The organism is Streptomyces sp. NPDC001787 (assembly GCF_040297465.1).
In the GTDB taxonomy this organism is placed as follows: Bacteria; Actinomycetota; Actinomycetes; order Streptomycetales; family Streptomycetaceae; genus Streptomyces.
In genome coordinates, this window is the sequence record NZ_JBEOZE010000004.1 from 42,852 (window position 1) to 57,262 (window position 14,411).

General features: G+C 70.5%; 10 protein-coding genes. 5 read left to right on the top strand and 5 right to left on the bottom strand.

The window, feature by feature from the left end; translation table 11 throughout:
• Positions 1-87: 87 nt before the first annotated feature.
• A complete protein-coding gene (locus ABT170_RS07140; protein WP_351864765.1) occupies positions 88-696 on the bottom strand; it encodes a hypothetical protein in 609 nt (202 codons plus the stop codon).
• A gap of 89 nt (positions 697-785) precedes the next feature.
• Here ABT170_RS07140 and ABT170_RS07145 point away from each other — a divergent pair, with 89 nt between their 5' ends.
• A complete protein-coding gene (locus tag ABT170_RS07145) occupies positions 786-1,490 on the top strand; it encodes a response regulator transcription factor (protein WP_329944338.1) in 705 nt (234 codons plus the stop codon).
• Positions 1,487-2,956: a sensor histidine kinase gene (locus tag ABT170_RS07150; RefSeq protein WP_351864768.1), complete on the top strand. Its 1,470-nt coding sequence runs from the start codon at positions 1,487-1,489 to the stop codon at positions 2,954-2,956. The genes ABT170_RS07145 and ABT170_RS07150 overlap by 4 nt, the downstream gene beginning before the upstream one ends.
• Positions 2,957-3,327: 371 nt before the next feature.
• On the opposite strand, the gene ABT170_RS07155 is transcribed toward ABT170_RS07150, so the two are convergent.
• Positions 3,328-5,115: a 2-isopropylmalate synthase gene (locus ABT170_RS07155; protein WP_351864771.1), complete on the bottom strand. Its 1,788-nt coding sequence runs from the start codon at positions 5,113-5,115 to the stop codon at positions 3,328-3,330.
• A gap of 165 nt (positions 5,116-5,280) precedes the next feature.
• Here ABT170_RS07155 and ABT170_RS07160 point away from each other — a divergent pair, with 165 nt between their 5' ends.
• Entirely contained in the window at positions 5,281-6,006 is a 726-nt protein-coding gene (locus tag ABT170_RS07160; protein WP_329944341.1) for a FadR/GntR family transcriptional regulator, read from the top strand.
• Between the two features lie 120 nt (positions 6,007-6,126).
• Here ABT170_RS07160 and ABT170_RS07165 read toward each other — a convergent pair whose 3' ends face one another.
• From ABT170_RS07165 to aspT (ABT170_RS07175), 3 genes are read right to left on the bottom strand one after another with little or no spacing between them, the layout of a single operon-like run.
• A complete protein-coding gene (locus tag ABT170_RS07165; RefSeq protein WP_329944342.1) occupies positions 6,127-7,773 on the bottom strand; it encodes a bifunctional aspartate transaminase/aspartate 4-decarboxylase in 1,647 nt (548 codons plus the stop codon).
• Between the two features lie 23 nt (positions 7,774-7,796).
• Positions 7,797-9,500, bottom strand: a complete 1,704-nt coding sequence (aspT, locus tag ABT170_RS07170) for an aspartate-alanine antiporter (RefSeq protein ID WP_329944343.1) — start codon at positions 9,498-9,500, stop codon at positions 7,797-7,799.
• A gap of 1 nt (position 9,501) precedes the next feature.
• Positions 9,502-11,178 carry an aspartate-alanine antiporter gene (aspT, locus tag ABT170_RS07175; RefSeq protein ID WP_351864776.1) on the bottom strand — a complete coding sequence of 559 codons (1,677 nt, stop codon included), beginning with the start codon at positions 11,176-11,178 and terminating at the stop codon, positions 9,502-9,504.
• A 641-nt stretch (positions 11,179-11,819) separates the two neighbouring features.
• On the opposite strand from aspT (ABT170_RS07175), the gene ABT170_RS07180 reads away from it, so the two are divergent.
• Positions 11,820-13,142, top strand: coding sequence for an ABC transporter substrate-binding protein (locus tag ABT170_RS07180; protein ID WP_351864779.1), 1,323 nt, complete (start codon positions 11,820-11,822; stop codon positions 13,140-13,142).
• 258 nt (positions 13,143-13,400) lie between these two features.
• Positions 13,401-14,399 carry a carbohydrate ABC transporter permease gene (locus ABT170_RS07185; protein WP_351864782.1) on the top strand — a complete coding sequence of 333 codons (999 nt, stop codon included), beginning with the start codon at positions 13,401-13,403 and terminating at the stop codon, positions 14,397-14,399.
• The last annotated feature ends 12 nt before the right edge of the window (positions 14,400-14,411 follow it).

Sequence of the window (14,411 nt, forward strand, 5' to 3'; positions counted from 1 at the left end):
GACGCGCGGACCCCAACACCCCCTGCCCACCCACGGCTCACGGCCTGCCCGCCCACGGTCCACCGCCTGTCACCCACGGCCCGCGGCCTACGGCTCGACGACCTGCACCGTCGGCGGATGGCCGTTCCAGGTGCAGAACACCGAGTCCGTCCGCCCGTTCCCGTCACTGAAGTCCACCCGGATCCAGGCGTCGTTCGTCCACACCTGCATCGACCAGCCCGGCTCCGGCGTCGCCGTGACCAGCTTGGCCGAACTGCTCCCCAGTTCGAGAACGACCCGGCCCCCGTCCGTGCGGTACCCCTTCACCTCGCCCGTGGGTGCCGAGGGCTTCGCGGTGGTGGGGGACGGCTTCCGGGGCGGTCGCGGGGACGGCGACGACGAAGTGGTTCCAAGGTTCGAGGTGTTCCGGCCGGTCCCGTCCGCACCGTCCGCACTGTTCCCGCCGCCCCCGCCGTCCCGGCCGGATGCGTGCGGCGAGGCGGAGGGCGAGGCGCGGTGCGTCGAGGACGCCGCAGGCTCCCGCTCCGCGTCGGCCGGCCCGGTCCGCTCCGGGCGCGCGCCCGGAGCGATCGGCAGGGAGAGCGGAGGGTCGTACGCCGTCCCCGCCAGCACCGTGTGCACACCCCACCACGACAGCGTGGCCGCCGCCCCGGTGGCGAGCGTCCACGCGCCCGCGTGTACGAGTCCTCGTCGCATCCGGGACATCCTGCACCACCCGGACCCCTCCTGTCCCCGTACCGCAGCGGGCGGGACCGGGCGGGGGCCGATGGCGTACGGTGCCGCCCATGGCAAGTGTGCTCGTGGTCGAGGACGACCAGTTCGTACGTTCCGCCCTCATCCGGCACCTCAGCGAGGCATCTCATACGGTACGGAGCGTGGGCACCGCGCTCGAAGCGCTGCGCGAGGTCGCGCACCTCCGCTTCGACGTGGTCATACTCGACCTCGGGCTGCCCGATCTGGACGGTGCCGAGGCGCTGAAGATGCTCCGGTCCATCACCGACGTACCGGTGATCATCGCCACCGCGCGGGACGACGAGAGCGAGATCGTACGGCTGCTCAACGACGGCGCCGACGACTATCTGACCAAGCCGTTCTCGGTCGAACACCTCTCGGCGCGGATGGCCGCCGTGCTGCGCCGCTCGCGCGCCTCGGGAGGCGACGGGCCGCCGCGGCGGATCATCAGGGTGGGCGGGCTCTCCATCGACCCGCTGCGCCGCCTGGCCGAACTGGACGGGGTGGCCGTCGATCTGACCCGCCGTGAATTCGACCTGCTCACCTACCTCGCGGGACGGCCGGGGGTCGTCGTCCCGCGCAAGGAACTCCTCGCCGAGGTCTGGCAGCAGTCCTACGGCGACGACCAGACCATCGACGTCCATCTGTCGTGGCTGCGCCGCAAACTGGGGGAGACCGCGGCCCGCCCGCGCTATCTGCACACCCTGCGCGGCGTCGGTGTGAAGCTCCAGCCCCCGGCGCCGGAGCCACCCGCGTGAGATGGGCCCTGGTCAAGGTCTGCCTGGCGGTCACCGCCATGGTGGTGATCGCGTTCGCCGTGCCGCTCGCCCTCGTCGTCAAGGAGATGGCCGGCGACCGGGCCTTCTCCGACGCGGAACGGCAGGCCGCCATGATCGGCCCGACCCTCTCCATCACCACCGACCGCAAGGAACTGACCCGGGCCGTCATGTCCACCGAACCGGGTGAAGAGGGACACCTCGCCGTCCATGTCCCCGCCGACGAGCCGGAGCACCCGGCCCTGGAGATCGGCACCCGGCGCGCGCCCCGCAAGGACGTCGAGACCGTCAGGAAGGCCGGGCGCGCCTCCATCATCGCGGTGCGGGGCGGCTCCGTGCTGCTCCAGCCCACGGCTCTGGGCTCCGGGGACAGCGCCGTCGTCGAGGTGTTCGTACCCGAGGGCGAGGTCTCGCAAGGGGTCACCACCGCCTGGCTGATGCTGGCGGGCGTCGGCCTCGCCCTGATCGTCGGCTCGGTGGCGGTCGCCGACCGGCTCGGCGTGCGGATGGTGGAACCCGCCCGGCGGCTCGCGGGCGCCGCCCAGAACCTCGGCGAGGGCAGGCTCGGCACCAGGGTCCCGGAGGAGGGCCCCACCGAACTGCGGTCCGCGGCCGTCGCGTTCAACTCGATGGCCGACCAGGTCGTACAACTCCTGGCCAACGAACGGGAACTGGCCGCCGACCTCTCCCACCGGCTGCGGACCCCGCTCACCGTGCTCCGGCTCAACGCCGCCTCGCTGGGCGAGGGACCGGCCGCCGAACAGACCCGGGCGGCGGTCGAGCAGCTGGAGCACGAGGTGGACACGATCATCCGTACCGCCCGCGAGCAGCGCCCGCAGACCCAGGGCGTGCAGACGGGGGCGGGGGCGGGCTGCGACGTCTCCGAGGTGATCCGGGAGCGGATGAGCTTCTGGTCGGCGCTGGCCGAGGACGAGGGCCGAGAGGTGCGTCTGGCGGGAGTGGGCCGTACGGTACGCATCCCGGTCGCCCGGCCCGAACTGGCCGCCGCGCTGGACGCGCTGCTCGGCAATGTCTTCCGGCACACCCCGGAGGGCACCGCGTTCGCGGTCGATGTGCACCACGGCGGCGACGCGGTGATCGTGCTGGTCTCCGACGCGGGCCCCGGCATCGCCGACCCGAAGGCCGCCCTGGCCCGCGGCTCCAGCGGCCGGGGCGGGGCGGCGGGCGCGCTGGGCTCGACGGGGCTCGGCCTGGACATCGTGCGCAGGGTGGCCGAGTCCACCGGCGGCGACCTGCGGATCGGCCGTTCGGTCCTCGGCGGTACGGAGGTCCGGATCCGGATCGGGCTGCACGAGGGTGCGCCGGAGCGCAGCGGGCGGGGCCCCGGCCGGCGCGTGGCCCGGCAGCGGCGGCGGACGGCCGTCCGGGACGGGGAGGCCGGGAGCGGGCGCGGCGGGGGCCCGCCCGTCGGGGGCCCGCACCATTAACCCGTGCCGATGGGCTCCTTAAGCCCACCCTAAGAACCCCGACCCGGGCCCGAATCGCCCCGTTTGCCGGAACCGGTGCCGCTAGCGTGCTTCCACGTCCTCACTTCCGCCGGCCACCACCGCCCGCGCACCCCGGCCGGACCCCAGGCCCCCCACCACCGGCCGGGGCGCGCGCCCCCCATGGGCCGCGAGGACGCTCCGGCCCGGAGGACAGCCCCGGGCCGGAACGGACCCCCGGCCCGGAGGCCGCCCCTCCCGGCCGGAGAGGCCGACGGCCCGGAGGCAGCCCCCTCCGGGCCGGACGGGCTCAGCCGCGGTTCACCGCCGGGCCGGACCGGCTCAGCCGCGGTTCACCGCCGGGCCGGACGGGCTCAGCCGCGGTTCACCGCCGAGAGCACGGCCATCACCGAGGCGGTCAGCACGGAGGTGTCCTGGCCCGCTCCCCAGCGCCGCTGACCGCCGACCAGACACTCCACGTACGCCATCGCGGGGCTGCCCTGGCCCCGTCGCGTCGCGTGCTGGACGAAGTCGAGGATCTCGACCTCGATGCCCGCCCCGGCCAGCGCGTGCGTGAACGCCGACACCGGGCCGTTGCCCGTGCCCTCGTAGTCGCCCTCGCCCCGGGCCCCGCCGTCGTCCGTCCGCAGCGTGCAGACGAAGCGGTGCTCGCCCGCCGGGGTGCGGTCCGTCGTCCAGGAGGTGAGGGCGACCGCGCCGTCCCGGCCCGGAGTCAGATACGTCGCTCCGAACAGCTCCCACAGGTCCTTGGGCGTGGCCTCCGTCCCGCTGTCGTCCGTGGCCGACTGCACCGTACGGGAGAAGTCGGCGCGCATCGCGGGCGGCAGGTCCACCCCGTAGTTGCTGTGCAGCAGATGGGCGATGCCGCCCTTGCCCGACTGGCTGTTGACCCGGATGACCGCCTCGTAACTGCGCCCCACATCGGCCGGGTCGATCGGCAGGTACGGCACCGACCAGAACGCGGACCCGCTCGCCTCGTGATGGGCCAGGCCCTTGCTGATGGCGTCCTGGTGGGTACCGGAGAACGCGGTGTAGACGAGGTCGCCGCCGTACGGGTGGCGCGGCGGCACCGGCAGCCGGTTGCAGTGTTCGACCGTGCGGCGGATCTCGTCGATGTCGGAGAAGTCGATCATCGGGTCGACACCCTGGGCGTGCAGGTTCAGCGCCAGGTTCACCAGGTCCACATTGCCCGTGCGCTCCCCGTTCCCGAACAGGCACCCCTCCACGCGCTGGGCGCCCGCCAGCACGGCCAGTTCGGCGCAGGCGACCCCCGTACCGCGGTCGTGGTGCGGATGCACGGAGAGGATCACCGAGTCCCGGCGGGCCAGATGGCGGTGCATGTACTCGATCTGGTCCGCGTACACGTTCGGCGTCGCGATCTCCACGGTGGCCGGCAGGTTGTGGATCACCGGCCGGTCGGGGGAGGCGTCCCACAGCTCCGTCAGGCTGTCGCAGATCTCCAGGACGAAGTCCGGCTCGGTGAGGATGAAGACCTCGGGGGAGAACTCGAACCGGATGTCCGTCCCCGGCATGGCGTGCGCGAGCCGTGCCATCAGGGTCGCCGCCTCCCGGATCACCGCGTGCACCTCCGCCCGGTCGCGCCCGAGCACCACATCGCGCCAGACCGGTGCCGTCGGGATGTAGAGGTGGACGACCGCGCGGTCCATGCCCGCCACGGAGGCGAAGGTCCGCTCGATCAGGTCCGCCCTGGCCGGGGTGAAGACGACCGGGGTGACGTCGCCGGGCACCGCACCGCTCTCCACCAGGTGCCGCACGAAGTCGAAGTCCGTCCGGCTCGCGGACGGGTAGCCGATCTCGATCTCCTTGAACCCCATCGTGACGAGCAGGTCGAACATCCGGCGCTTGCGCGGGGTGTCCATCGGCTCGGCCAGTGCCTGATTGCCGTCCCGCAGGTCGACCGGCACCCAGAGGGGGGCCTCTTCGATCCGGGCGTCGGGCCAGCCGCGGTCGGTCAGCGGCAGTTCGACACGGTCGAAGGCGGAGCGGTAGCGGTGGGAGGGCATATCGCTGGCGCGCTGCGGATTCCAGGCGGGCGCACCGGCGGGTACGGGGCCGCGCGGTGTACGGAGGGTGGGGAAGCCGTGCGTCGTTGACGGGGAGCCGGACATGACGTCGGACATGGAAACGGTCTCTTCTCGGGTCGCCGGACGCGACCGGCACAGCACGGCACCCCGCGGCGGGGTGCCGGTCGCTTCAGGCCCCGCCGCGGCAGCCGAGAAGAAGGAGACCGCTGTGCGTCATGCCGGTACAGTAGCCACTCGACAAGTCCTCAGACAACCTGACAGGTGGAACTCGTGTCGTCGCCCGGCCCGCTCGGCAGTCCCCTCGGCCCACTGCGCCCCAGCCCTCTCGTCGAACAGGCCACGGACCATCTGCGCGGGCGGATCACCGGCGGCCAGTGGCCGGTCGGTACGAAGATCCCCGGCGAGACCACCCTCGCCAAAACCCTCGGGGTCGGCCGCTCCACGGTCCGTGAGGCCGTGCGCGCCCTGGCCGCGACCGGACTGGTCCAGGCCCGGCAGGGCTCCGGGGTCTTCGTCATCGCCGACCGCCCGCACGAGGACTGGCCCACGCGGCTGCGCCGGGCCGCGGTCACCGATGTGTACGAGGTGCGCATGCTCATCGAGGTCGAGGCCGCCCGGCTGGCCGCCGAACGCCGCACCGAGGACGACCTCGCGGCCCTGGACGAGGCGATGGCGGCCCGGCGGGCGGCGAGCGGCTGGGGGGACGCGGAGTTCGTGGACGCGGACATCGCGCTGCACCGGGCGGTGGTGGCCGCCGCCCACAATCCCGTACTCACCGATCTGTTCGGGGAGTTCGCGCCCGCCCTGCGGCAGGGCCTGATCGAGCTGGTCGACCTGCTCGACCTGCGCGCCACCCACCCCGGCCACGGCGAGGACACCCACGCCGCCCTCGTCCGGGCCGTCGTGGCGGGCGACGGGCGGGAGGCGGCCCGGACGGCCAGGACCGAGCTGGAGACCACGCTCGCCATGCTGCGGGACACTGCCTGACGGGACGCGCCCGCCGCGTACTCCCGCGCCCGGACACGGCCTGCCCCGTACCCGCGCGCCCGCGCGGCCCGGACGCGCGTCCCGTACTCCCGCGCCCGGACGCGCCCCGTCGCCGCGCTCCTACTGCGCCTTCCACTCCTCCGCGTACTCATTGAAGATCGCCCGCAGATGGTGGCCGATCTTCAGATAGTCCAGGTCGTCCAGGTTGGCCAGCGACACACGTACCGACCACTCCGGACCGTCGAACCCGCCCCCGTTCAGCAGCACCACCGACGTCTGCTCGGCCAGCCGGAACAGCGGGTCGACCGGCTCGTAGTTCTTCTCCAGGAAGTCGGCGAACGGCTTCCCGTGGACGCGTTCGGCTTCCGCGAGCAGGTCCAGTTCGATGTAGTAGGCGGCCCGCTTGGAATCCTCGGAGATCTTCATGTGCACGCCCTCCAGCAGGAGGTCCAGGCGCTGCTGGACGATGGCGCGGATGCGGTGCTTGTACGCCTGACCCTCGTCCAGCATGTCGAACAGCGAGAAGAGCGCCATCATCACCTGGAGGGGGAGGGAGAGGCCGGCGGTGTGGTTCAGCGCCACCTGCCGGGAGTCCGCGACCAGCCGGTCGATGAACTTGATCTTCTCCGGCTCCAGCGAGAGCGTCCCGTACCGCTTGTTCAGCCCGGCCTTCCGCTCCGGGCTCTGCGCGGCGAGCATCTCGTCGATCACGTTGTCGTCGTGCAGCCCGATCACCCCGAGCCGCCAGCCCGTGGCGCCGTAGTGCTTGGAGTAGGAGTACACCAGCAGCGTGTTGCGCGGCAGTTCGGCCGCGAGCGAGCGGAAGCCCTCCACGAAGGTGCCGTACACGTCATCGGTGACGACGATCAGGTTCGGGTTCTGCTCGGCGACGATCGACACGATCTGCTCGGCGACCCGCGGCGCGAGCGCCAGCGAGGGCGGGTTGCTGGGGTTGACGCAGCAGACCAGCTTGACCGTCGGGTCGGCGAGCTTGGCGACCTCCTCCGGCGGGTAGCGCCACTGCCGCACCCCGGTCTCCGTGAACAGGTTCGCCTCGACATGGACGACGTCGAAGCCGTACGTGTCCAGCTCCGGGATCTCCAGGTACGGGGTGAACACCGGGACCATCAGGGCGATCCGGTCGCCCTTCTCCAGGATCCCGTTCTTCAGCAGCGAGTCGAAGATGTAGCACATGGCCGCCGTGCCGCCCTCGGTGGCGAACAGGCTCAGGTTCTGCCCGGCGGGCGGCCGGTGGTCGAACATCTCGTCCGCGACATAGCCGCGCACGATCTCCTCCGTGTGCCGCAGCATCCGGCCCGGCACCGGGTAGTTGTCGCCGATCGAGGAGTCCGTCAGCTCATGGACGAACGCGTCGCGGTCGAAGCCGAACCGCTTGACCGCCAGATCGACGCTCGCCTTGAGCAGTTCGATGCCGGGCAGCTCCGGGTGCGTACGGGTGAAGTGCTCGAAGCGGTCCGCGCAGCCGACCTCCTCCGGCATCCCGCCCAGGTTGTCGGCGGTCCACACCCGGCGGGACTCGGCGATCGCGAAGTAGCCCAGCGCGTGGTACGCCTCGCGGGGACCGGTGGCGACCCAGTTCGGGTTGCCGCGGCCCGCGTTGAGCATGGCCCGGGTCGTCTTGCCCTTCTGGCCGGGCTTGTCGCTCTGCGCGGCCTGGGCGATCTTGATGAACTTGTCCTTCAGCTCGAACGGGCTGAGCTGTGCGAAGGACCGGATCTCTTCACGGCTGAGGGTGGTCTTGGGCATGCTGGTCTCCGCTCCCGGGCGATTCAGTGGTTGAGGATGACGATCACGGCGCCCCACACCGTCAGCAGGACGTTGCCGACCGCGTAGGGGATGGTGTAGCCGAGCGTGGGGATCTGGGACTTCGAGGTCTCGTTGATGGCGCCGATCGCGGCGGTCGTGGTCTGACCGCCGGCCAGCACACCCATCAGGATCGGGAATCTGATCTTCTGGATGTAGTGCCCGACCAGGAAGCCGACGACCAGCGGTACGACGGTGGCGACCGCCCCGAAGACGAGCAGCCCCCAGCCGGCCGTGGACAGTCCGCTGGTGAAGCTGGGCCCGGCGTTGATGCCGACGACCGCGACGAACAGGCACAGCCCCAGCGTGTCCATGAACCACTGGGCGCCGGGCGGCACATTCCCGTACGTCGGGTACTTGCCGCGGATCCAGCCGAAGACCAGACCCATGATCAGGCCGCCGCCGGAGGTGGACAGCGAGATCGGCACCCCGCCCGCGGTCAGCGCCGGAATACCGAGACAGCCGCCGAGGAAGATCCCGAGGCCGACCCAGACCATGTCGGTGGCGAAGCTCGTCGGCACGGGCTTGCCGAGCTCCTTGCCCGCCGGGCCGACGAGCCGCTCGGGCCCGGTGAGGATCAGCGTGTCACCGCGCTCCAGCTCCGTGGAGAGCCGGTAGGGGAACTCGGCCCCGGCCCGGTAGAGCTTGTCGATGTAGACACCGACCATGAACGGCTCGCGGCGCAGCTCCTCGATGGTCCGGCCGAGCTGGGCCTTCTCCGAGGCCACGACATGGAGCGTCTCGGTGCGGTAGCCGAGCAGTTCGACATCGTCGGCCTCGGCGCCGATGTGCGTACGGGCGTCGAAGTCGACCAGGTCGTGGCGCAGCGCGCTGACGGCGACGGTGTCGCCGAGCGCCAGGGCCCGTGACTGGTCGTGCTCCAGCACCGTCCCGCCGCGGCGGACGCCGGTGATGTAGACCCGCCGGCCGAGCGACTTCTGCTGGTTCTCGAAGTCCTCGACCGTGCGGCCCACGAGATCGGGACGCTGGACCGTGTAGGCGCGCAGCACCACCTCGTAGTAGCCCTCGCCCTCGTCGGGGCTCTCGTTGGGGGCGTCCAGCTCCGCGGCGAGCTCGGCGCTCTCCTTGGCGAGGTTCTTGCGGTACAGCCGGGGCAGGACGTTGGCCAGCAGCATCGCGCACAGGATCGTGCCGAGCGGATACGTCACCGCGTACCCGACCGCGACCAGGTTCTCCTGGGTCTTCACCTCGGAGGAGGAGAGGCCGGGCAGCGTACCGATGGCGTCCTGGGCGACACCGATGGCCGCCGACTGGGTGAGCGCGCCGCTCATCAGGCCGGCGCCGAGCCCGGGGCCGTATCCGAGCATGGCGGCGAACAGCCAGGACACCAGCAGCCCGGTGACACAGACGACGACCGCGTTGACGACCTGGGGCAGGCCGTCCTTCCTGAGGCCGCGGAAGAACTGCGGGCCGACCCGGTAGCCGAGGGCGAACAGGAACATGATGAAGAAGAGGTTCTTGACCGTGTCGTCGATCTGGACCTTGAACTGGGCGCCGAGCACGAGCCCGGCGACCAGACAGCCCGTCACCGCGCCGAGCGCGATCGCCTTGTAGCGGATCTTCCCGAGCAGGAAGCCCAGGGCGATGACGAGGAAGACGAGCAGTTCGGGGTGGGGATGGAAGACGTTGCGGTTGAGGAAATCGATCACATCAGGCTCCTAGGACGCCGACGAGGATCGGCCCGGTGAGCGGCAGCAGGAAGTTCGAGAGCGTGTATGTGATCGTGTAGCCGAGCAGGGGAACGGAGCTCTGGGCCACCTGGGTGATGGAGGTGATCGCCGGGGTCGAGCACTGCTGTCCGGCGATGGCACCGATCAGCAGCGGCTTGTCGATCTTCAGCAGCTTGCGTCCGACGATCAGCGAGACGGTCGCGGGGACCAGCACCATGGCGATGCCCGCGAAGGGGAGCAGCGCCCCGTACTCCTTGAGCAGCGGCCAGGCCTGCGGCCCGGCGGTCAGCCCCGTGCAGGCGATGAAGACCGCCAGGCCCAGGTCCTTGAGGGTGGTCGCGGCCTGCGGCGGGAACGCGCCGAAGGTCTGCCTGCGGGAGCGGAACCAGCCGAAGATCAGCCCGGAGATCAGACAGCCGCCGCCGGTGCCGAGCGACATGGGGATGTCTCCGGCGTCGACGACGATCTGGCCGAGCAGTGAGCCCGCCACGATGCCGAACCCGATGTAGATGAAGTCGGTCGTGTCGTTCTTGACCACGGCGCCGATCTTCGCGACCAGCTTGTTCAGCCCGCCGCGCGCACCGACCAGGGTCAGGACGTCGCCGCGGTAGAGCGTGGTGCGGCCCGAGGCGGGCAGCTGCTGGTCGTTGCGCACCACCTCGGTGATGTAGACCCCGTCCTCGCGGAACTCGGGATGGGTCTTCTCCAGCTGGTCGATGGTCGAGCCGTGGGTGGACTTCTCGGTGACGGCGACCTGCTTGGTGGCCAGCGGGGTGTCGAGGCCCGGAATCGCGGGCGTCTCGGGGCCGATCTCCCGGCCCGCCGCGATGATGGCCGAGCGCCGCCCGACGACCTGGATCAGATCGCTGAGCGTCAGCTCCAGGTCGGGCGCGGGGGGCAGCAGCTTGCTGCCGCGCTTGACGCCCTCGACCGTCACATGACCGCCGAGCGCGGTCTCCAGCTCACCGATGGTGCGTCCGTCGGCCAGTGTGACCAGGTAGGTGCGCCCGACCGTGCCGGGCAGGGCCTCGCGCTCGTCGGACTCCAGCCCCGCCGTGCCGCCGCGCATCTTCTCCCAGAGTTCGCGCGAGGCGTCCGCCAGGTTGATGCGCAGCAGCATCGGCATGATCTGACTGGTGTAGAGCACGATGGTGATCAGACCGAACAGGTAGCAGACCGTGTACGCGGTGGCGACATGTCCCTGGTACTGGGAGATCTGGTCGGCGGTCAGATCGTTGAGCTTGCCGATGGCCTCGGTGGCCGTACCCACGACGGCGGACTCGGTGGCCGCGCCCGCCAGGATGCCGGCGGCGGTGCCCACGTCCAGGTCGAAGGCCTTGGCCAGCCCGTAGGCGATACCGAGTACGCAGACCAGTTCGATCAGACAGAGCGTGAAGAAGCGCAGGCTCTTGCGGTTGAGGTTGGCGAAGAACTGAGGACCCGCCATGTAGCCGAGCGAGAAGATGAACAGCGCGAAGAAGACGGTCTTGACGTCGTCGTCGACGCTGATGTGCCGGGTGCCGAGCAGCAGCGAGACGATCAGCGTGCCGCAGATACCGCCGAGCGTGATCGGTCCGACGCGGAGCTTGCCCACCAGATATCCGGCGGCAAGACAGAGGAAGAGTGCCAGTTCGGGATGGTCGCGGAGAACGCCCATCCCGCCTCACTCACCGATCAGGGAGTTGGTGATCAAAAGGGACATAAGGGTGAAATTAGCAGGGGTTGGGTGCGCGGGCACTTCACCGCGACGGCCCCATGTCCGCCCGCTTTCCCCGCGGGTGGGCCCTTCCCTCCCGGAGGGTGCGTGAGGGGGAGTGCGGAAACCGTCCGGGTGCGGCGCCCCGCGAGGTGGTTCGTTCACCTTCCGGTGGTCGTGCCGCCGTCGCGGACTTGTCGCGAGGGGCTGTTTCCGGACGGCGGGCGGTCCGGGTGCGCGCGGGCCCCCGTTCCCGCCGGGAAGGGGGCGGGCGTGGCCGACGGGCTTGTGGCCTGCGGGCATTCACGGTGCGGCGGGGCCGGAGCCGGGTGCCGACGGCATCGGCCGGGGGTGCCGGGCGGGCGTGGCCGCGTGACGCGATGGACATGCTCGCGCAACGGAAACGTCTTCAAGTCTTGACACCCACCCCTCCGAGGAAGGAACCTTCCGGCATCGGCGCATGGGAGCGCTCCCACAACGCACGGGGATCCCGTGCGCATGGCACTGCCCGTGCCTCCCCCAGTACCACCTGGCGTCGTCCGCGCCGCCGCACCGGCCTCGCGGAGCACCGCCAGTCCCACCCTGGAACAAGGAGTAGTGGAATGCGCATCACCCGCAGCGTTGCCGGCGGACGCCGCAGAACCGCGATCGTGGCCACCACGGGCCTGACGGTCACCGCCCTGCTGCTCACCGCGTGCAGCGACTCGTCGGATTCCGGCGACAGTGCCGACGCCGACGGGAACATCACGCTGACCGTCGCCGACTTCGGGCAGTTCGGGTACAAGGAGGCCGGGCTCTTCGAGAAGTACCACGAGCTCAACCCGAAGATCACGGTCAAGGAGGACACCACCGCCGAGGAGAAGAACTACTACCCCAAGCTGCTTCAGCAGCTGAACTCGGGCAGTGGGCTCGCGGACGTCCAAGGCATCGAGGTCGGCCGGATCAAGGAGATCGTCGACACCAAGGCGGACGCGTTCGCCGATCTCGGCAAGGTGATCGACGTCGACGAGTGGGTGTCGTGGAAGGAGAAGCAGGCGACGGCCCCCGGCGGCGCGGTGATCGGCGCGGGGACCGACATCGGCCCGATGTCGCTCTGCTACAACACCGAGCTGTTCGCGAAGGCCGGGCTGCCGACCGACCGCACCGAGATCGCGAAGCGGACCGCCGGGGGCTGGGAGGACTTCCTCGCGCTCGGCGAGGAGTTCAAGAAGAAGGCACCCAAGGGCACGTACTTCATGGACTCCGCGAGCGCGATGTTCAACGCCGTGGTCAGCTCGAACGCGAAGCAGTACTACGACGAGGGCGGCAAGCCCATCTACCAGGACAGCCCCAGCGTCCAGCAGGGCTGGGACCTGGCCGCCGAGGCGGCGTCGAAGAAGCTGACCCAGGGCCTCGCCCAGTTCGAGGACCCGTGGCAGGCGGCCCTGCGCAAGGGCACGATCGCGACCGTGGTGTGCCCGGCGTGGATGGCCGGTCAGATCTCGACGTACGCCGGTGAGGCCAACAAGGGCAAGTGGGACATCACCAGCGCTCCCGGTGCGACCGCCGCCAACTGGGGCGGCTCCTTCCTCTCCGTGCCGAAGTCGGGGAAGAACGTGGACGAGGCGATGAAGCTCGTCAAGTGGCTGACCGCCCCCGAGCAGCAGGCGGCCGTCTTCAAGGCGATCGGTGTGTTCCCGTCCAACAAGGGCGCGTACGAGCTGCCGGACGTGAAGAACGCCACCCTCCCGTACTTCAACAACGCCCCGATCGGCCAGATCTACGCGGATGAGGCGACGTCCATCCCCGAGGCGGTCCTCGGCCCGAAGGACGGCGTGATCAAGGACTCCATCTCCACGCAGATCAACAACATGGAGCAGCGCGGCACGGACCCGGACGACGCCTGGGACGCGGCGACGAAGGCGATCGACAAGGCGATCGGCTGAACCGCCGCCGGTGCGGGCGGCCCACGGAGGGCTGCCCGCACCGGCGGGCTTGCGCAGCCGCCCGCATGGCTTCCACGCGCGGCCTCCACCTCTATCTTCACCTCCACCTCCATCCACCTCCATCCGCATCCGCATCCGCGTTGTCGACCCCGACCCCGACCCCGACCCCGACCCCGACCCTGTCCCCGTCTCCCTCTCTCCGGTCCGACCGTTCCTCGCGTCGTCCTGCCGGCGCACCCCTGGGAAGGACTCCCGCCCGTGGCAACCTCGACCCCCACCCGGGACACGCACGCCCCGCCACCCGGTGATCCCGGGCGCGAACACCGCGACGCCCGACGCCAGTTGTGGCGGAGCCGGCTGTGGCGATTCGACGACAAGGCGTCCCCGTACGCGTACATAGCGCCGTTCTTCCTCGTCTTCGCCGCCTTCGGGCTCTACCCGCTCATCTACACGGGCTGGATCGCCCTGCACCGGGTGGAGATGACCGGCCTGGACCGGATGGAGTGGGTCGGCTGGGGGAACTTCGACCGGATCCTGCACGACTCCGAGTTCTGGACGGCGGTCAGCAACACCTTCCTGATCGGGGTCATCTCGACCGTTCCGCAACTGCTGGTCGCGCTGGGCCTGGCACATCTGCTGAACTACAAGCTGCGGGCCAGCACGTTCTGGCGCACCGTCATCCTGACGCCGTACGCCACGTCGGTGGCCTCGGCGGCCCTGGTCTTCGCGCTGGTCTTCCGTGCGGACGGCGGCCTGCTGAACTGGGCCCTCCAGTTCGTCGGATTCGGCGACACCAACTGGGCGAACGGGCACTGGACGTCGAAGATCGCCATCTCCGTCATCGTGATCTGGCGCTGGACGGGGTACAACGCCCTGATCTACCTGGCCGCGATGCAGGCGGTGCCGAACGAACTGTACGAGGCGGCCTCGCTCGACGGCGCGTCGCGCTGGCAGCAGTTCCGCAAGGTGACCATCCCCTCGCTGCGGCCGACGATCCTCTTCACGATCGTCATCTCCACCATCGGTTCGATGCAGTTGTTCGGGGAGCCCCTGCTCCTGGAGGGCGGCGCGCTCGGAGCCACCGGAGGCAACGAGAATCAGTACGAGACGCTCAGCGTCTACCTCTACAACTACGGCTGGAATCTCGGGCATCTGGGCCCGGCCGCCGCAGTGGCCTGGGCGATGCTCGCCCTCCTGCTCATCATCGCCGCGGTGAACTGGCTCATCGGCCGCTTCGTACGCAGCTCAGCGGCCTGACCGGGAGCGATT